The sequence below is a fragment of the Pedobacter sp. 01N310 genome, assembly GCF_056399805.1.
On the sequence record NZ_JBFTSB010000002.1, the window covers coordinates 436,614 to 454,969 of the forward strand.

At 37.1% G+C, this 18,356-nt stretch carries 12 protein-coding genes; 5 read left to right on the forward strand and 7 right to left on the reverse strand.

Annotated elements, in window-relative coordinates:
* Nucleotides 1–21 precede the first annotated feature (21 nt).
* Nucleotides 22–1,779, forward strand: a complete 1,758-nt coding sequence (locus AC1DNH_RS07340) for a serine hydrolase domain-containing protein (protein ID WP_477579113.1) — start codon at nt 22–24, stop codon at nt 1,777–1,779.
* A gap of 73 nt (nt 1,780–1,852) precedes the next feature.
* Here the strand turns inward: AC1DNH_RS07340 and AC1DNH_RS07345 are convergent, their stop codons facing one another.
* From AC1DNH_RS07345 to AC1DNH_RS07355, 3 genes are all read right to left on the reverse strand, one after another.
* Nucleotides 1,853–3,271, reverse strand: a complete 1,419-nt coding sequence (locus AC1DNH_RS07345; protein WP_477579111.1) for an FAD-binding oxidoreductase — start codon at nt 3,269–3,271, stop codon at nt 1,853–1,855.
* A 93-nt stretch (nt 3,272–3,364) separates the two neighbouring features.
* Nucleotides 3,365–4,207, reverse strand: a complete 843-nt coding sequence (locus AC1DNH_RS07350) for a DUF6929 family protein (RefSeq protein ID WP_477608236.1) — start codon at nt 4,205–4,207, stop codon at nt 3,365–3,367.
* Between the two features lie 106 nt (nt 4,208–4,313).
* The gene (locus AC1DNH_RS07355; protein ID WP_477608238.1) at nt 4,314–5,276 is read right to left on the reverse strand and encodes an isopenicillin N synthase family dioxygenase; all 963 of its coding nucleotides are present in this window, start codon (nt 5,274–5,276) and stop codon (nt 4,314–4,316) included.
* 353 nt (nt 5,277–5,629) lie between these two features.
* Here AC1DNH_RS07355 and msrA point away from each other — a divergent pair, with 353 nt between their 5' ends.
* Nucleotides 5,630–6,229, forward strand: a complete 600-nt coding sequence (gene msrA, locus AC1DNH_RS07360) for a peptide-methionine (S)-S-oxide reductase MsrA (RefSeq protein WP_029279958.1) — start codon at nt 5,630–5,632, stop codon at nt 6,227–6,229.
* A gap of 73 nt (nt 6,230–6,302) precedes the next feature.
* Nucleotides 6,303–6,656: a VOC family protein gene (locus AC1DNH_RS07365; RefSeq protein WP_477585176.1), complete on the forward strand. Its 354-nt coding sequence runs from the start codon at nt 6,303–6,305 to the stop codon at nt 6,654–6,656.
* Nucleotides 6,657–6,749: 93 nt separating this feature from the next.
* Here AC1DNH_RS07365 and AC1DNH_RS07370 read toward each other — a convergent pair whose 3' ends face one another.
* On the reverse strand, nt 6,750–8,051 hold the full coding sequence (locus tag AC1DNH_RS07370; protein WP_477608239.1) for a hypothetical protein: 1,302 nt from the start codon (nt 8,049–8,051) through the stop codon (nt 6,750–6,752).
* Between the two features lie 385 nt (nt 8,052–8,436).
* Between AC1DNH_RS07370 and AC1DNH_RS07375 the strand changes: the two genes are divergently transcribed.
* On the forward strand, nt 8,437–9,954 hold the full coding sequence (locus AC1DNH_RS07375; protein ID WP_477608241.1) for a malate:quinone oxidoreductase: 1,518 nt from the start codon (nt 8,437–8,439) through the stop codon (nt 9,952–9,954).
* A gap of 554 nt (nt 9,955–10,508) precedes the next feature.
* Here AC1DNH_RS07375 and ytxJ read toward each other — a convergent pair.
* The 3 genes from ytxJ to ribH all read right to left on the reverse strand — a co-directional run bounded on the left by ytxJ (nt 10,509) and on the right by ribH (nt 11,658).
* Entirely contained in the window at nt 10,509–10,841 is a 333-nt protein-coding gene (gene ytxJ, locus AC1DNH_RS07380) for a bacillithiol system redox-active protein YtxJ (RefSeq protein ID WP_230149473.1), read from the reverse strand.
* A gap of 89 nt (nt 10,842–10,930) precedes the next feature.
* Complete coding sequence (locus tag AC1DNH_RS07385; RefSeq protein ID WP_255420130.1) at nt 10,931–11,053, reverse strand: hypothetical protein; 123 nt, start codon at nt 11,051–11,053, stop codon at nt 10,931–10,933.
* Nucleotides 11,054–11,166: 113 nt separating this feature from the next.
* Nucleotides 11,167–11,658 carry a 6,7-dimethyl-8-ribityllumazine synthase gene (ribH, locus tag AC1DNH_RS07390; protein WP_025145257.1) on the reverse strand — a complete coding sequence of 164 codons (492 nt, stop codon included), beginning with the start codon at nt 11,656–11,658 and terminating at the stop codon, nt 11,167–11,169.
* A 164-nt stretch (nt 11,659–11,822) separates the two neighbouring features.
* Between ribH and AC1DNH_RS07395 the strand changes: the two genes are divergently transcribed.
* Complete coding sequence (locus tag AC1DNH_RS07395; RefSeq protein WP_477625285.1) at nt 11,823–18,212, forward strand: alpha-2-macroglobulin family protein; 6,390 nt, start codon at nt 11,823–11,825, stop codon at nt 18,210–18,212.
* The last annotated feature ends 144 nt before the right edge of the window (nt 18,213–18,356 follow it).

Sequence of the window (18,356 nt, forward strand, 5' to 3'; positions counted from 1 at the left end):
TGCTGCAATATTTTATGTTTAATGGCCTGCGCACAGGAGCATACAGCGAATGAGAAAAAACTGGCTATTGCCAATGTGATAGCTCATACAACCGTATTGTTAAACAATCAGGATGGTGTTATTCCCTTAAAATCACTAGAGAAAAAGAATATTGCTTCAGTTAGCCTGAGCTTTGCTTACAGTGCCGTTTTTGATAGTTTGGCGAATAAATATGATAAAATTACTTCATTTTCTGCCGATTCTTATAAAGACAGCGTGAATTTGAACGATTTAGAAGATGACCTTAAATATTTTAATACCATTTTAATTTCTATTGATGATCAAAATGTAAGCAAAGCCAAATACATTAACTTCATTAACAGTATCAGTAAAAATAAACAGGTAATTATTTCTTTTTTTGGTAATGGGCCAGGTTTAAAATCATTCGATCTGTTAAAATCGCCGATTGTATGGACCGGTCAAAACAATATTGATGCTGCTGCTATTGTGCCACAGTATATTTTTGGTGGCATTGCCGCTTCAAATAAGTTAACTACTGCTTATTCCGCACGTTATACCATGGGTTCTGGTTTTACTACAACGGCCACGCGCTTAAAGTACACCGTACCCGAAGATGCAGGTTTAAATTCGAACAACTTAAAAGAAATTGATGCCATTGCTGCTGAGGCCATAGCGCAGAAAGCAACACCAGGATTAGTGGTTTTGGTGGCTAAAGACGGTAAGGTGATCTTTAACAAAGCATATGGCACACATACTTATGACACCAATGTGCCCGATAAGGTAACCGATATTTTTGATCTGGCTTCGGTAACCAAGGTAACTGCAACTACTCCTGCCGTAATGCGTTTATTTGAAGAAGGAAAGTTAAAATTAGATACCAATATTGGTGCTTATATCCCAAAGGCACGTACTACGCCAATGAACAACATTCAGGTGCGCGAAGTGATGTTGCACCAGGCAGGTTTTATTCCCTACATTCCTTTTCACGATTATGTGAAAACCGGCGATTACAGCAGGGATTCTTCGGCAGCTTACCCGACGAAAGTAGCCGACAATTATTACATCAAAAAAGGCTTTTTTAAAGATTTTATGTGGCCTAAAATGTTAAACTCGCCAATAAAAACACGGGGCAAATATGTATACAGCGATATCAGCATGTATGTAATGAAAGATATTGTAGAGCACATTAGCGAAGAGCCTTTAAATCAATATACTTACGAAAATTTTTACAAACCATTAGGCATGCAAACGGCAGGTTTTTTACCACGTAACCGCTTTAAACCAGAACAGATTATCCCAACCGAAATGGATAGCTATTTCAGGAAAACCCTTTTAGTTGGCTACGTTCACGATCAGGGAGCAGCTTTGGCTGGTGGTGTTTCTGGTCACGCAGGTTTGTTCGCCAGCGCCAACGATTTGGCCATTATTTACCAGATGCTTTTAAACCGTGGTACTTATGGCGGGGTAGAATATTTCAAGAATTCGACAGTAGATATGTTTACTTCGAAACAATCGAATGTTAGCCGCAGAGGTTTGGGTTTCGATCGTTGGGATCCGGACACGACTAAACATTACCCGTCTGAACTGGCTTCGCCACAAACTTACGGCCATACCGGTTATACCGGAACTTGTGTTTGGGTAGATCCATCGCGCGGTTTGGTGTATGTGTTTTTGTCTAACCGTGTTAACCCTACCGTTACCGATAAACTATCGAACTTAAAAATTAGAGGAAGGATTCAGGATGTGGTAAATAAAGCCATAGACGAATCGAAGAAGTAAATCTTAGTTTGCATCATTCAGTGTTGACAACGTTCTAGCTAAATGGCTATTAAAGTTGACAACTCGCTTAATACTAGTTTTTTGGATTATAATAGGCATCAAAAAGTTTATTCCTGAATTTATAATTAGGATCATACTTCCTTTTTAATTTAAAAAATGTTTCAGCATTTGGATAAGCTTTTGAAAACTGTGATTGAGTAGCCTGTATTTGATAGGGCAGATAGTAAGCACCCTTTTCAGAAAGCGATGCATCAATCAAGGCCCTTGTCCATTGGGTTACTTTTGCCTTTTCAACATCAGATATTTCCTGTTTGTAATAAATTACGAAAGCAAAAACTTCCTCCTTAGCCCAAGCGAGATACGATCCCGTATCTTTATTTGCATGCCGGATTGAAATGTTGATCACATTTACATCGTTGTTTTTTAATACTTTAACCATTTTTGGATAAAAGGAATCAAAATGATCTACTGGTATAAAATATTCTTGTAAAACATAGGTCGCTTTTTTTCTCGAATTGGGTTCGAGCTCTTGCACATCATAGGTCGCTTCATAATTTCTCCATTCAACAACTTTACCTGTATAATGTACCGGATCTGCAATGTGTTGCCTTAGCCACTTTCCAAAATCAGAACCGGCAACTACTTTCATGGCAAATTTTTTCAATCCATAGTTTACATCGTTCGGTTTTAAACGCTCGGTTACGGTTAATTTATTTTCGGTTCTTGCATAAGTAACTGCTCTAACTTTGGTGTAACTATTTGGGTATATATCTGCGTTATGAAATACGAACTGGGGTTTATTTCGAATGTTAGAAAAGAAAAACTTTTTGTAGGCGGCAATATCCATCAGGGTATCTTTTCGCGCTATTTTATAATTGTCTGTTAGCGATAAGGTTACTTCGGTAATTACGCCAATTCCGCCGTAGCCGCCAATAGCTGCATAAAAAACTTCACTGTTAACCGTTGGGCTCGCGGTGATGAAACTTCCGTCGGCTAAAACAATCTTAAAGCTTTTAACTGATAAAATAATTGGTCCTTGCCCAACATAACGACCATGCACGTTAACACTAAGTGAGCCACCAACCGTAAAATTCGCATAAGTCTGCATAATTTTAACAGATAAATCGTATCGGTCAATAAACTGGATCAGCTCGCGCCACCTTATACCGGCTTGAACTGTGACTTCCTTATGTTCTTTTGAGAAACTTAAAATCCTGTTAAACTTTCTCATGTCAATTTGCAAAGCATTTTCTGTAGCCGTTTGTCCACCCTGACTAAATCGACCTCCACCTATCGAAATAGGTTCATTGTGGGTTTTAACTGCCTTAATAATTTCAGCAGAAGTTTGTGGCGCAATTATTTTGGTAACCTTTATGGGGTTGAGTTGTGTAACATCGTTTACGACGTTCTTTTGTATAATCGGTTTATCAGGCCGGCAAGCTAGGAGTAAAGAGATATAGATTAGAAAAATTTTGAGAGCGGTACGTTTCATAGTTGATTAGATGTTTGAGGTTTACATAATGATATAAGAGCTTAGGGTTATCAGCTTAATGGGGTGTTTGCTAGAAAGTTAATAGCTCCTAAGCTAATGATTTAGAATCAGCTTATAAATTACCGTTTTAAGTTTTTCGCTATCGCGATCTTCACATAGCAGGAAGGTTGTACTATGCTCGCTTTGGCTAAGCAAAGTAATGCCTTCAAATTTATGTTTGCCAGAGATTTTATTACTGAAGGTTAGCTTCAAAGTCTGTAGGTTAATACTGCCGATAAAACTGCCCATAATTTCGCCATCGGCATAAGTCGATTTGGTATCTTCGGCGGTAGCGATGAAAAATATTTCATTTTTCACCAATACAGCATCAGTAAAAGAGGATTCTACATGATCAATATTTGGAAGCTTAAAATGGTTGAACTTAACTTGTTTAGCTTTAGCTAAATCTGCTTCCTGGATATTGAATATGCCATTCTTTGCATCGATCCCATTGCCCCGGTTAAAAAGTAGCCACTCATTCCCTGTAAAAATTGAACCTTCGAGGTTAAAGTTCTGATCGTCTGTTTTGGCGATAGCTTTAAGTTTGGTGTAGGTATCGGTCAGGTCTTTCTGAATAACTTTTTGAGTTTTCAGGTCGAATTCGATCATCAGGTTTCTTTTGGGCGTAGCGCCCGAACCTAATATGTAGAGCTTATTGTTATTATGACAAAGAATTTCGAAATCGGGTTTTAAGGATTTAGGTATATTTTCTAACTGATCAAGTGTTTTATCAAATAAAATCTGAATTTTGCGTAGCTTTTTGGTTTTGATGTTATATTCGTTCAAGTAGCCGCTGTTGTCGCCAATGATATACAGGAAATCTTCGTGAAGGAATAGACCCGAAGCAGAGCCAATGCCATCAATCTCGGCAAAAACTTCTAAAGTTGTTGAATGCATGTTTGAAAATAACAAAAAAGCACCGGTTTTGGCCGATGCTTAATATTTTTTCAAATAAGATTGCCACGTCTCGATGAAAAATCGAGTCTCGCAATGACGATCTTTTTTATTTTTTCAATCCAATTTCTCTTAATCTTTCATCCAAATATTCGCCCGCAGTCATATCGCTATAGGCTTTAGGATGTTCAGCATCAATGGTTGATGGTAAACTTGTTAGGTCCATGTCGCTGCGTGGGTGCAAGAAAAAAGGAACAGAGAAACGCGAGGTTTTCATCAGTTCACGAGGTGGGTTTACCACTCTATGTGTAGTCGATTTTAATTTATTGTTGGTTAAACGCTGTAACATATCACCAACGTTTACAACGATATCGGTATGATGTGCTTTAATAGGTAACCACTCATTACTGCGGGTTAACACTTCAAGACCATCAGCACTGGCGCCAATTAATAAGGTAATCAAATTGATGTCTTCATGTGCACCTGCACGTACCGCATCATCAGGAATGGTTTCAGGATTTTCGATCGGGAAGTAGTGGATACCCCTTAAAATAGAATTTCCGTTATGAACGTGTTTGTCGAAATAATTGATCGGCAATTCCAGGTAAGTAGCAATGGCGCGTAATAAATGTGTCCCGTTTTCTTCCAGTTTTTTATAAATATCGCCTGTTACTTTGTTAAATTCTGGCAATTCTTCTAAAACTTCATTATCAGGATATTCATTTTTAACAGGATCACCATCAGTTACTTCCTGACCAATCTGCCAGAATTCTTTCAAATCTGGAGTTTTAGCCCCTTTAGCTGTTTCTTTGCCTGCACTGGTGTAACCACGTTGACCAGCCAATTCTGGTTTCTCGTATTTCCTTTTGGTTTCAACGGGAAGCGAAAAAGCAGCTTTAATGTTTTCATAAAGCTTGTCAATTAATTCCTGGCTTAAACCATGGTTGGTAATGGTAACAAAACCCGAATCGTTAAAAGCCCTGCCCAATTCATCAGAAAACTTTTTACGGTCTTCTGCAGAGCCATTGATGTAAGAGCCTAAATCTAAACAAGGAATATACGGTGTAGACATAATTTTATATTTAATGTTTTACGAATTTAAAAAAGAATTGTTAATAAGTGCGTTTAGGTTGTGTATTAAGTATTTAATAAATTAATATACAGTTTTTTAAGTTATTAACAAAATCCGAAAAACAATGTAATAGTCGATTGTCACACTAAATCCATTATAATTTAAACGCAAACTACAGCTTATTTAATTTCGTATAATTAACTAGAAAATAACTTGATGAACTGTAAGGTAAATTGGTTATTTGCGACTAATAAAATAACACACACACAATGAAACCATCATGATTTGCCATCTCAACAATTAGATAAAAAATCATGATAGCTTCATTACATTTAAAAACAAATAAACACACAATGAAAAAAATAATTTTAATTCTTTTATCGGTATTGGCCTTAAATCAGGCAAATGCGCAAGGAAAAAAGACAGAGAAAGCTACATTCGGAATGGGCTGTTTTTGGTGTACTGAAGCCATTTTTCAACGTTTAAAAGGCGTGGTATCGGTTAAATCTGGTTATGAAGGCGGTACTTTAACCAATCCAACTTACGAGGAAGTATGTACCGGTGCTACAGGGCATGCCGAGGTTTTAGAGATTACCTATAACCCAATGGTGATTTCTTACGATGACTTATTGGAAGTTTTTTGGAAAAGCCACGATCCTACAACATTAAATCGTCAGGGCGCCGATAGCGGTACCCAATATCGTTCAGTTGTTTTTTATCACACGGCTGAGCAAAAAGCTTTGGCAGAAAAATATAAGGCAGAGCTGAATAAAACCAATGCTTATGGCAAAAAAGTGGTAACAGCTATAGAAGCGGCCAAACCATTTTATATTGCAGAAAATTACCACCAGAATTATTTCAACAAAAACGGAAGTGAACCTTATTGCAGATTGGTGATTCAGCCCAAAATAGAGAAACTGGAAAAAATATTTAAGGCGAAGCTTAAAAATTAATAAGCGTGCTTGACTAGCCCTGCAATAAACATTGTAGGGCTTTTTGTTATCTTAGGAATTTAAACTTCTGTTTATGGTGAAAAGAATAGTACTTAATGTTAATACTCAAAAAATTGCTGATGCAGCCAGTTTTTATAAAGATATTTTGGGGCTTGATCTGCTAATGGATCATGGTTGGATTGCCACTTATGGTGCGGCAGGACAAAAAATGGATGTACAGATCAGTTTTGCTTCCGAAGGCGGATCGGGTACCCCAACACCAGATCTATCCATCGAAGTTGAAAATGTTGATGAAATATTGGAAAAGGTGAAAGCCGCCGGATTTCCGATCGAATATGGCCTGGCTGATGAACCATGGGGTGTTAGGCGATTTTATACAAGAGATCCATTCGGCAAATTGGTTAATATTTTAAGTCATCTCGAATAATTCCCGAACCCTTCCGCTTATGAATTTGTCGTCTTGAGTAGATGCTAAAATCTATCTGTGTGTATCCTTTTTATCTGTGGTTAAAACTTACCATTAGTTCAAAAAACCTTTAGCTTTTTCGAGCAGTTCGCTACCTTTTTTACCAATTTCTTTTTTTCCTTTTTCTATTGTTGAAGGCTGAGTATACTCACTCACCGAATTAGAAAGCGCCTTAAACTTACCTATGCCAGCAAATACTTCTTCGGTATAAGGAACACCCTGTTGTTTCATCAGTTTTTCCCAGTCTATTTTTGAGAGTACCGCAATCATGTATTTAGTGGCAATTTTACCGATAAACGCTTTGTCGTACACACCAGTTAGTGCCTTATCTGATTTACGGTCTTTTACATATACCATAGTTTGTTGTAGTGCTTCGCGTTCGTTCTTAGAAAATAATGGGCTTTTGCTCAGCTTTTCCAATGCTGGAAGCGACTGCTCTGGTCTTTCCTTTTTTAAATTCAGATAAGCGGTTATTCCCCAAACCAGTTCGTTTTGGATGCCGAGTTTATTCATGTCGTTTAAAAAAGCCTCAAAATCTTCAAGCGATCTTTCCTCATCAATTTTTCGCTCCATTCTCATGCGGTCAAAACCTCTAAAAAGATAGTTCATGCTATGGAAAGCCAAATGAGTCTGCTCATCGTTTAAACGGCTCCAGCCAAAAAATGATTTGGTGTAGGGGAGTGGGATTTTCTCATTTTTATCCAGCCATTTAATGTTTCTCGAAAGGCCATCCTCAGATAGATAAAATAAGTTGTTGCTAAAAAACAAGAAACCGCGTACAAATTCTAAAAGTGTTTTAATTTCGCAATCATCCAGCAGTTCTGGTTGAGTTTTAGCACATTCATATAACGCAAAAGGTTGCCCTAAATCTCTGGTGGCCAGTACAGCCATGCTTAAAATGGCATGTTCTATATTTTGATAGTAAGCCTTGTTTGTATCCTTAAAAAATGGTTGCGGTGTTTTTACGCCCGTTTTCATTGCGATAAAGCCTGCAGTTAGTAATGGAAAAACATCTTCATCGGTTTCTTTTACAAATTGTTTAACCGACCGATATTCTTTATATACCCTTAAGGCGTCTATTACAGAAATATTTTCATTGTTGTGTGCGTTTACTTTGTTCAGCGTCCTGACAACACTTTGTGCCTGTTTGCTGAATTTCTGATACTCGGGCTGGGTAGTATCTTGAACGGCAGTTGAACGGACTGCTATTTTAGCAAATTTATAAAATATGATTTTATCATAATTGATGTTTTCAGCCAGTTTCTTTTTATCAAGTTCGAGTAAAAGCTGATCGGTTTTTTCGCCAGAACAGGCAGCTAAAAATAGTACAAAGCAAAATAAAATTAAATTCTTCATGAGGCATGTTTTAAACAAATAGATGTATAAAACTAATACTTTAGGAAAGAAAAAAAATGAAAAATGCAGATTCTTCTAAATTTAGCCTTTCAGAACATGTCCTTATTATCAAAATTTAAATTTTTTCAATCGTTTAAAATCAAAATGATAAATTTTCAAAAGGAAAAGAAGGCACTATTAGCAAATTAATAATGGGTTTCTATGGTCAGTTTAATGTTCTTTTTACTTAGTTATTAATCAAACTATTTTTTGGATTAAAATTTGATTAGAACATGTCAAAAAGAGAGGGGTATTTCTAATTTTTTAGCAATTTTTTCAGATTTAATGCCCTAAAATTCGTGGGATGTTTAAAATCATTCTAAATTTGTAACTCCTTTAAGCTAAGATGACAAAAAAGAAAAAGACAGTTGGTAAAACTGACGCTGATGTAATTTTAATAGGGGCTGGCATCATGAGTGCAACCCTGGGTGTTTTGTTAAAACAATTAGAGCCCAATTTAAGCATAGAAATTTACGAACGTTTAGATATTGCGGCAGCAGAAAGTTCTGATGCCTGGAATAATGCGGGAACGGGACACTCTGCTTTTTGCGAATTAAACTATACGCCCGAAAAGAAGGATGGTACGGTTGAAATAAAAAAGGCAGTTCAGATTGCTGAGCATTTTGAAGTTTCCAAGCAATTTTGGTCATATTTAGTGAGTAAGGGATTGGTTTCTGACCCTTGTAATTTTATCCGCAATATTCCTCACATGAGCTTTGTTTGGGGGAAAAAGAATGTAGAATATCTTAAAAAACGCTACGACGCATTAACCCAATGTGATCTGTTTAGCGACATGCAATATACCGAGGATACTGAGCTTGTAAGAAACTGGGCACCCTTAATTATGGATGGCCGTAAAAAGAGCGAAAAAGTTGCGGCTACAAAAATGGATCTGGGAACCGACGTTAATTTTGGAACCTTAACCCGTGATATGTTTAACAACTTAAAGGAACAAAGTAATGTTAATCTGCATTTCAATCACGAAATCCGTGACCTGAAAAAGAATAAAGACGGCAACTGGATTGTAAAAGTTAAAGATTTAGAAACCGGCGATAAACGTAAACGTGTAGCTAAATTTGTATTTATCGGTGCTGGTGGTGGCTCTTTGCCTTTATTGGAAAAATCAGATATTCCTGAAGGAAAAGGTTTTGGCGGTTTCCCTGTAAGTGGGCAATGGCTGAAATGTACCAATGAAGAAATTATTAAAAAACACCATGCAAAGGTATATGGCAAGGCTGCGGTTGGGGCGCCGCCAATGTCGGTTCCACATCTAGATACCAGAATGATTAATGGCAAGCAGGCACTGTTGTTTGGGCCGTATGCTGGTTTTTCTACCAAATTTCTTAAAAATGGTTCATTCCTGGATTTACCAAAATCAATTAAATTTAATAACATCCGTCCGATGCTTTCTGCCGGATTGCACAACCTCGATTTAACAAAATATTTAATTGAGCAGGTTAGGCAGTCGCCAGAAGACAGGTTGGAAGCGTTGAAAGAATATTTGCCAACTGCCGAACTTAAAGATTGGGAACTGGAATATGCAGGGCAGCGTGTTCAGGTAATTAAAAAAGACGAAAAACAAGGCGGTATTTTAGAATTTGGTACCGAGGTGGTAAGTGCTGCCGATGGTTCTATTGCGGCTTTGTTGGGTGCTTCTCCTGGTGCATCAACAGCTGTTTCTATTATGCTCGATCTATTAAACCGTTGCTTTGCAGAAGATTTAGCTACCGACGAATGGCAGGCGAAAATCAGAGAAATGATCCCAACCTATGGAAAAGCCTTAGCTCAGGACCCAGAACTTTGCAAAGAAACCAGAACAAGAACATCGAAAGTATTGAAAATAGAAAATACTGTAGTTGCTTAGTTGAAACAACGATATAATTTTATACAAAGTTCCGGTATAAATCGGGACTTTTTTTGTTTTAGGTATTTCCATGGTCTGTCTGCGCAGACCTCAATTGGATAGGTAATTGATCATTTGCATCACCAAACGTTCCTACGGAACGAACACAAATAACAAAATGTTATTTGCTACCTACCATTCGTCCCGAAGGGACGGCCGATACGTTATATTAGCTATCTGTCATCATATTTACCTTATGGGTGGTTCATGAGTAACATTGGTAAGATTGGTTTTCTTTCGTTCCGTTAGGAACGTTTCACAGGTAACACTTGGGGAGAAAGATTTTTTCGTTCCGTAGGAACGTTTGGTGTTCTTTTCACAGACCCTAAAGGAATAAACCTGATGGGAACGGCAGCTCCCGATTGAAAAAATCGGGACTACAGTGTACAGCAGGACTACAGTACCCAATAGCAAACGGGACCTTGTTTTTCAAAGAAATATGGCATATATTCTTACCACGTAAAAGAGGGTATCCAATTGCTTGAATACCCTCTTTTATGAAAAATACTTTGTGGTTAAGCCGCAATTACTTCTGCAACTTCATCTGCAGAAATATCGCTATGTGATGCTTCCAATACACAATCGCCATCTTTAATCAATAAAATCTGCGGTGATTGGTGTGCTACCTGAAAAATTTCGGCAATCTGGTTGGAAATATCACGGTAGCTAATTAAATCTAAAAAGTAAAGTTTTGTGTCAGCGGGAATGATGTCCCAATCAAATTCGAAGTTCTTTTTAGCCATTAAACTGATTGAGCAACGCGTGCTGTGCTTAAAAATAAGGCTAAAACCGCTTGCATTCTTGATCTCGTCAAGCTGTTCTATTGAAGTTAAGTTAACCCAAGTCATGATATTATACGTATTGTTTTACAGGACAACAATTACAGTTAAATAAAGTTCTGTAAATGACCTGAATATGAGATTACAAATGAGGTAGATTAATTCCTTCTGCGTTTTCCTTCTGGATAAGATCCGTAAGCAGGACAAAGTTTAGAAGAACAAGATTCTAAAATGGTAATGGTGCAAAACACCGCCAATAATAAAATGGCTACTTTTTTCATCTGCATAAGTTTGTTTCAATGGTAATGAAGCTATCATGAACCAGTTATGATGGTTTCATCTGATCTGATAGATTTTAAAATTCTAAGTTACAAATAATTATTAAAACGCAAGTTTAAATTTGAGCAGAAAAATCAGCCATTTTAATCGCTGTAATAGCAGCCTCATCGCCTTTGTTGCCATGTTTGCCACCAGCACGATCTTGTGCCTGCTCTAGGTTATTGGTAGTTAAAACACCAAAAATAACTGGTTTGCTGTATTTAATGCCAACATTGGTTACACCCTGTGCTACTGCATCGCAAATAAAATCGAAATGTTTGGTATCACCCTGAATCACGCATCCTAAACAGATTACAGCATCTATATCGCTTCTTTTGCTCAATAGAATTTCTGCACCGCCTGTTAATTCGAAACTTCCCGGTACCGGTAAAGAAATTATATTTTCTTCGGCAACACCATTAGCTAATAATGTTTTTAAAGCACCATTGTACAAAGCACCGGTAATTTCTGCATTCCATTCGGCTACAATAATTCCGAATTTATAGTTTGCTCCGCTAGGAACGGTGGTGTGAGAGAAATCAGATAGATTTTTTAATTGTGTTGACATGGGGCAAAGATAATGTTATGCTTCGAATGTTAAAAACCTTAATGTTTGTTACTTGTAACATTTAGTTCAGTTATAGTTAGATTAGTATAATAATCAGATAAAATTTTAACCGCTTATGGAATTTTTACGTTCTGCCCATCTATATTAAAACGCAAAGCCATCTTATGAACATATCATTACGTATCTCCGCTTTATTTCTTTTTACCTTTTTGTTTTCCTTCGATGTTTCTGCTCAGCATAAATATACGCTGGCCGATTTTTATCGGATAGATTCTCTTGCTAACCTGGCCAAACCCAAGGATGCCCTGGCTTTGATCGAAAAAATAAATCAAGCGGCAAATAAAGAGAACAATGCACCATTGCTGATCAAATCAGTTATCTACCGGATGATGTTTCAAAGCTATTTGGAAGAGAATGCCTTTGATAAAATTTTGGTTGACCTGCGCACAGACATCAGCAATGCCAAACAACCCGAAAAAAGCATTTTACAGTCGCTTTTAGCCGAAACATATTGGAATTATTTGCAACAAAATAGGTGGCAAATTGGATCGCGTACACAAGTACAGGGCGATATTGGCAATGATATTAAAACCTGGAGCATTAAAAAACTAAACGAAGAAACGATAAAATACTACCTGTTATCGTTAAAAGAAGCCAAAATTTTGCAGCAAACTAAAGTTGATGTTTTGGATGCCGTTTTGGCGGGAGATAAAAATAACCGGAATTACAGGCCAACACTGTATGATCTGCTTGCACACCGGGCCATCGATGTTTTTAGCAACACACAGATTAACCTTACACAATATGATGATGACTCAATTGATATGAGCAATGCTGCCTGGTTTGGCAACAGACAGGATTTTTTGGTGATGGAACTCACAAATGATAGTACATTGTTTAAACCGCAAGCTTTGCAGTTGTTTAAAAACCTGATAAGATTTCATCAAAACAGCAATAACTTTTCGGCATTGGCCGATATTGATTTAAAGCGCTTAAAATTTATACAACGAAATTTTAGTGGCGATAATCAGGAATTGTACAATAACGCTTTGAGTAATTTGGCTGAACAAAGCACCCAAACCGAAGTTTATGCCGATATCTTATATGAACAGGCCCTTATGCATAAAAATGCGCAATTGCCTGTTGATACCAACAAACAAAATCTTTTAACAGCCGTTGTTTTAGCCAAAAAAGCTGTTGAGGCCTATCCTAAAAGTATCGGTGCGCAAAATGTAGAAAATTTAATCAGGCAGATTAAAGGCAGCGAATTATCAATTAAAATAAAAGGATATATCCAGCCGGATAAACCTGCACAGTTATATTTATCATATAAAAATACAGATACAGTACATGTTAGGCTGTTTAAAGCACCCGAATCTCAAAATAATTACGAACAGTTTAAAAACAAGGATGACTTTTTAGTTTTTTTTAATCAAAATAAAGTAATCAAAAAATGGTTTGTCGTTGTACCTAAAACCAGCGATTATCAAAGCCATACCTTAATTGATAAAATAGATGGTTTACCCTTTGGTAATTATACTTTGATTGCCCAAACTGTTAACCGCGAACAAAAAGATACCGTTTATAGCAATATTAATTTTAAGGTTACTGCAATGGCTGTAATCAGCAGGCGCAATATTGAAAAACATGAATATTTTGTTAGCCAGCTTAGCGACGGTGCCCCGTTGAAGAATGTTAAAATCCAACAACAGAGATATGACTATAACAAGCGGAAATATATTAATGGCGATTTAATTACCACTAATGAAAATGGTTACGCAACTACAAATGAAACCGGTGGGAATATGTCTTTTGCGGTGGTTACTTTTGGGAAAGACGAATTGAAAGTAAACATCAATAATTATAACACCTATCGGGATGAGGATGATAAAGAACGTGTAATTCTTTTTACTGATAGACCTATTTATCGGCCAGGGCAAACCATTTACTACAAGGGTATATGCTTACAATCGAAAGATGGTAAAAATAAAATAGAAGTAAATAAAACACTTGAGGTTTTTTTTAATGATGCCAACGGAAAGGAAATAACTTCGACTAATGTAACGAGCAATGATTTTGGTACTTTTCAAGGATCTTTTAATATCCCGATGGGGAAATTAAATGGCCAGATGGAAATTGAAACCGATTATGGGCGTATTAATGTACAGGTTGAGGAATACAAACGCCCAACTTTTGAGGTCGTTTTTGATAAACCTAATCAGCACTACAAACTGAACGACAGCATTAAAGTACAAGGTAAAGCCAGTTCTTTTTCAGGATATTCCGTAAATAATGCAAAGGTAAATTATAAGGTTTTCCGTAGAGTATTGTACGATTACCACTTAACTTACACGCAACGTAATGCTATTTATGATTCAAATATATATAGTGAAAGAAAGCAGATTGCCATTGGCAAAACAAATACCAAACCAGGTGGCAAATTCGATATTACCTTTTTTGCAAAGGCCACCAATGCCAAACAGAATTATAGCTACGAAATTGAAACTGAGGTAACGGATTTAAATGGCGAAACCCGAACGAAAACCACAGCGATAAATGTGGGGCAAAAAGATATTAATCTTAATGTCAGTACCGAACAGGTTATTTATGTAAGCAACAAAACCGATAGTATCCCATTCTGGGTAACCAATTTAAACAACGAACCCATTAAAGCGAATGTTAAGGCAGAATGGAGTTTGTTGCAGGCGCCATCCAGGTTAATGAACAAGAGTCCGTTTTATGCCGAAAACTATGCATTAAGTAAAGAGGAGTTTATAATGAATTTTCCAAATGAAGATTATAACAATGAACTCGAAGTAGCCAAATGGCCAATAAAATCGGTAGAATTGAAACAAAGCCCTACTGCTAAAAATGGTCGGGGGAGTTTAAACTTCAACCAAAAAAACCTAAAACCAGGTTATTATAAAATCAATTTAATAGCCATAAACGAGCAGAACGATACCATTAAAGTAGATCAGTATTTAGTTATCTATAATGAAGCGCCTGCAACGATACAATCTAATATCGAATGGATTGCTCCTGAAGTAAGCGTAATTAAACCGACTGAAAGCGCTGTTTTCCGCTTGGCGGGCTTAGCCGATAATAGTAGGGCTTATTATGAAGTTTATTATCGTGATAGTATAGCCGAAAAGGTATGGCTTAATCTATCGCCAAAACAAAGTTTTGTTAAAATTAAACCGAAAGGTAATTACGAGGATGGTTTTGCCGTACAGTTTACCATGGTACATCAAGGTATGGTTTACAGTTCGATGCAACAGGTTAAAATTATAGATCCGAAAAAAGAGTTAGATATCAGGTTTTTAACCTTTAGAAATAAACTTCAGCCTGGTGAAAAAGAAAGCTGGAAACTACAGATCAGTAATAAAAATGGCGAAAAGCAGATGGCCGAAATGGTGGCTACGCTATACGATGCAAGTTTGGACGACTTGAAAAGAATGGATTGGAATACGCAGTTACCAACAGGCTTTAACTATTATTTTTACACTTGGAACTTCAATGTAAATGACATCGCAAACGCTGGTTATTTATGGTTTTTAAGATCTGGAAATAATTTTGGCGTAATTACACGCGGTTACGAAAACCTTAATTTATTCGGTTACAATTATTATGGTGGCTACAACAATGGTTATCGTAATTATATGAACAATTTACAAAGGCCTAAAAGAAAGGGTTTATCTCCTGAGGCTGTTCAGAAATTAGCTGAGTTGGCTAATGGCAAATTAAGCTACGGGGTGGTATTCGATGAACATGGCGAAATATTGCCAGGTGTAGAGGTAAAATCTGGCAAAACAGTAACAACCACTAATGTTTTTGGTATTTATACTATTGATGTTAAAGCAGGGGAAACATTGAGTTTTGCTTTTCTAGGCTTTAAGGGCTACGCTATAAAAGTAGGTGCTAAAAAACGGATTGATGTAACCCTGAAGGAGGATGGAAATGCTTTGAAAGAAGTGGTGGTTACGGGATACGGAGCACAAAAAAAGCAGAATATGACTGGTTCGGTTGTTCAAATTAGAGGGATGTCAACTTTGGAAGGGAAGGCTGCCGGATTAAGTGTTGAAGCACCCACAGTTGAAAAACTAAAGGGAGCTGTTTCTGGCAATAGGGCTGAAGATACTTCAGTCTTTGCAATGGCTGATGAAGATAAATCAACAACAATACGTCAGGAAGTGGAAGTACTTAAATACAAAAAAACTGACATCACGCCACGTACCAATTTCAACGAGCTCGCATTTTTTTATCCACAATTGTTAACCGATGCCAAAGGCGAAATCAAGATCGAGTTCACCATCCCGCAAAGTTTAACACGCTATAAAATGATGGGTTTTGCACATACCAAAGATTTAAAAACGGCATCGATTACCAATGAATTGGTTACCCAGAAACAATTGGCCATTGCCATTAATGCCCCACGTTTTTTCCGCGAAGGGGATACCATCTTATTAAGCGCCAAACTAAATAACCTGGCAGGCAAAAAACTTATCGGTAAGGCCAGTTTAGAACTTACAGATGCCTTAACTGCAAAACCGATCCAGATTTTTGGAACAAACGAAAAAACCGGAAAAACTTTCGAAGTTGATGATGCAGGAAATGCTGTTTTAAAATGGACATTAATTATTCCATCCGGTATTAATGCCATTACCTATAAAGTTTTGGCCCAAAGTGGTAAGTTTAGCGATGGTGAAGAAAATACCATTCCCGTTTTGGCAAACTCAATGTTGGTTACCGAAAGTATGCCTATAAACGTGCGTGGCAATACCAGTAAAACTTTCGATTTTGTGAAGCTGGAGAAATCAGGAGCTTCAAAAACCTTACGTAACCAAAGTTTAACTTTCGAGTTTACCTTAAATCCCATCTGGTATGCCGTGCAGGCATTACCTTATTTGATGGAATACCCCTATGAGTGTGCTGAACAAACTTTTAGCCGGTTTTATGCCAATAGTTTTGCAACAGGTATCATTAATTCCTCACCAAAAATTAAAACCGTTTTCGAACAATGGAAAAATACAAATAATGGCGAAGCCCTCTTATCTAACCTAGAGAAAAACCAGGAGCTCAAATCAATTTTGTTAGAAGAAACGCCTTGGGTGCGTAATGCCGATAATGAAAACGAGCGTAAAAAACGTTTGGCCATGCTTTTCGATTTGAATAGAATGACTTACGAGTTAAAAAACAACTTCGAAAAGTTAGAAAAAATGCAATTTAATAATGGTGCCTTTCCATGGTTTAATGGCATGCAGGAAGATCGGTACATTACACAACACATAGTTTTAGGAATGGGCCAGCTAAAAAAACTAAAACTGATTGACGAAAAAGCTTATCCTAATTTTAATGTAATGCTTAACAAAGCCATTATTTATTTAGATGCACAGCTGGTTAAAGATTATAAGGATGAAGTGAAAGGAAAACGTTTTGCCTATTTGCCGTTGCACTATCTATTCGCCAGAAGTTACACTAATCAAAAAAATACCAATGCAGATTTTTTAAAGGCCAAAGATTTCTATCTGAAAAAATTAATAGCGAGCTGGAAAACCTTTGATACTTACCAGTTGGCACAAACCGCCTTGGTTTTAAATAGAAACGGCAATGAGGTAGAAGCCAAAAAAATCATTACGTTATTAAATCAAACGGCTCAGCAAAATGAAGAACTCGGCATGTATTGGGCTACCAATAAAGCAGGCTGGTGGTGGTACCAAAGTCCGATAGAAACACAGGCTTTATTAATAGAGGCTTTCGACGAAGTGACTAACGATGCCAAATCGGTGGAGGAAATGAAAATCTGGTTGCTCAAAAACAAACAGACCAACGATTGGAAAACAACCAAAGCCACTACGGCAGCTTGTTATGCATTGCTAATGAAAGGTACTAACCTTTTGACAGAGCGCAATGAACCTGAAATAACTATTGGCGGTCAAAAAATAGCAGATTTGCAACAGCCTAACGCCGTAAAAGAAGCTGGAACAGGCTATCAAAAGTTAACCATTGCCGGTACTGATGTAAAACCAGAAATGGGTAAGGTACAGGTGAAAAATAACAACACAACAATTGCATGGGGAGCGCTTTACTGGCAGTATTTTGAGCAATTGGATAAAATAAGCACTGCCAGTACAGGTGTTAAAATTAAAAAGCAATTGTTTATCCAAAAAGCCAGTACTAAGGGCGATATTTTGACGCCATTAACTGCAACAAATGTTTTAGCGCCTGGCGATTTATTAAAAGTGCGTATTGAAATTTATTGTGATCGGGATATGGAATATATTCATTTGAAAGATATGCGTTCATCGGGTTTTGAACCTGTAAACGTAATCTCCAGGTATAAATATCAGGATGGTTTAGGTTATTACGAAAGTACAAAAGATGCTTCAACCAATTTCTTTATTAGTTATATGCCTAAAGGAACCTATGTATTCGAGTATCCATTAAGGGTTACACATGCCGGAAATTTTTCAAATGGAATTACCTCTTTGCAAAGCATGTACGCACCTGAGTTTACCACACACTCAGCAGGAATAAGGGTAAATGTGAAACCTTAATATTTTGACCACCTTTACCCTGACCTGGAGCGAAGCGGAAAGCTACGGAGTAAACCGAGCCTTAAGCGAGCTCACCGAAGGTAATTCATTTCAGGGTCTAACTAATGAAGCACAAACCTCACAGATTTTTAAACCTGTGAGGTT

Coding starts and splice junctions, on each gene's coding strand:
- AC1DNH_RS07355 (WP_477608238.1), bottom strand. CDS start 5,276: ATGTCTACACCGTATATTCCTTGTTTAGATTTAGGCTCTTACATCAAT.
- AC1DNH_RS07375 (WP_477608241.1), top strand. CDS start 8,437: ATGACAAAAAAGAAAAAGACAGTTGGTAAAACTGACGCTGATGTAATT.
- AC1DNH_RS07395 (WP_477625285.1), top strand. CDS start 11,823: ATGAACATATCATTACGTATCTCCGCTTTATTTCTTTTTACCTTTTTG.
- AC1DNH_RS07345 (WP_477579111.1), bottom strand. CDS start 3,271: ATGAAACGTACCGCTCTCAAAATTTTTCTAATCTATATCTCTTTACTC.
- AC1DNH_RS07350 (WP_477608236.1), bottom strand. CDS start 4,207: ATGCATTCAACAACTTTAGAAGTTTTTGCCGAGATTGATGGCATTGGC.
- AC1DNH_RS07370 (WP_477608239.1), bottom strand. CDS start 8,051: ATGAAGAATTTAATTTTATTTTGCTTTGTACTATTTTTAGCTGCCTGT.
- ribH (WP_025145257.1), bottom strand. CDS start 11,658: ATGTCAACACAATTAAAAAATCTATCTGATTTCTCTCACACCACCGTT.
- msrA (WP_029279958.1), top strand. CDS start 5,630: ATGAAAAAAATAATTTTAATTCTTTTATCGGTATTGGCCTTAAATCAG.
- AC1DNH_RS07365 (WP_477585176.1), top strand. CDS start 6,303: ATGGTGAAAAGAATAGTACTTAATGTTAATACTCAAAAAATTGCTGAT.
- ytxJ (WP_230149473.1), bottom strand. CDS start 10,841: ATGACTTGGGTTAACTTAACTTCAATAGAACAGCTTGACGAGATCAAG.
- AC1DNH_RS07340 (WP_477579113.1), top strand. CDS start 22: ATGGCCTGCGCACAGGAGCATACAGCGAATGAGAAAAAACTGGCTATT.
- AC1DNH_RS07385 (WP_255420130.1), bottom strand. CDS start 11,053: ATGAAAAAAGTAGCCATTTTATTATTGGCGGTGTTTTGCACCATTACC.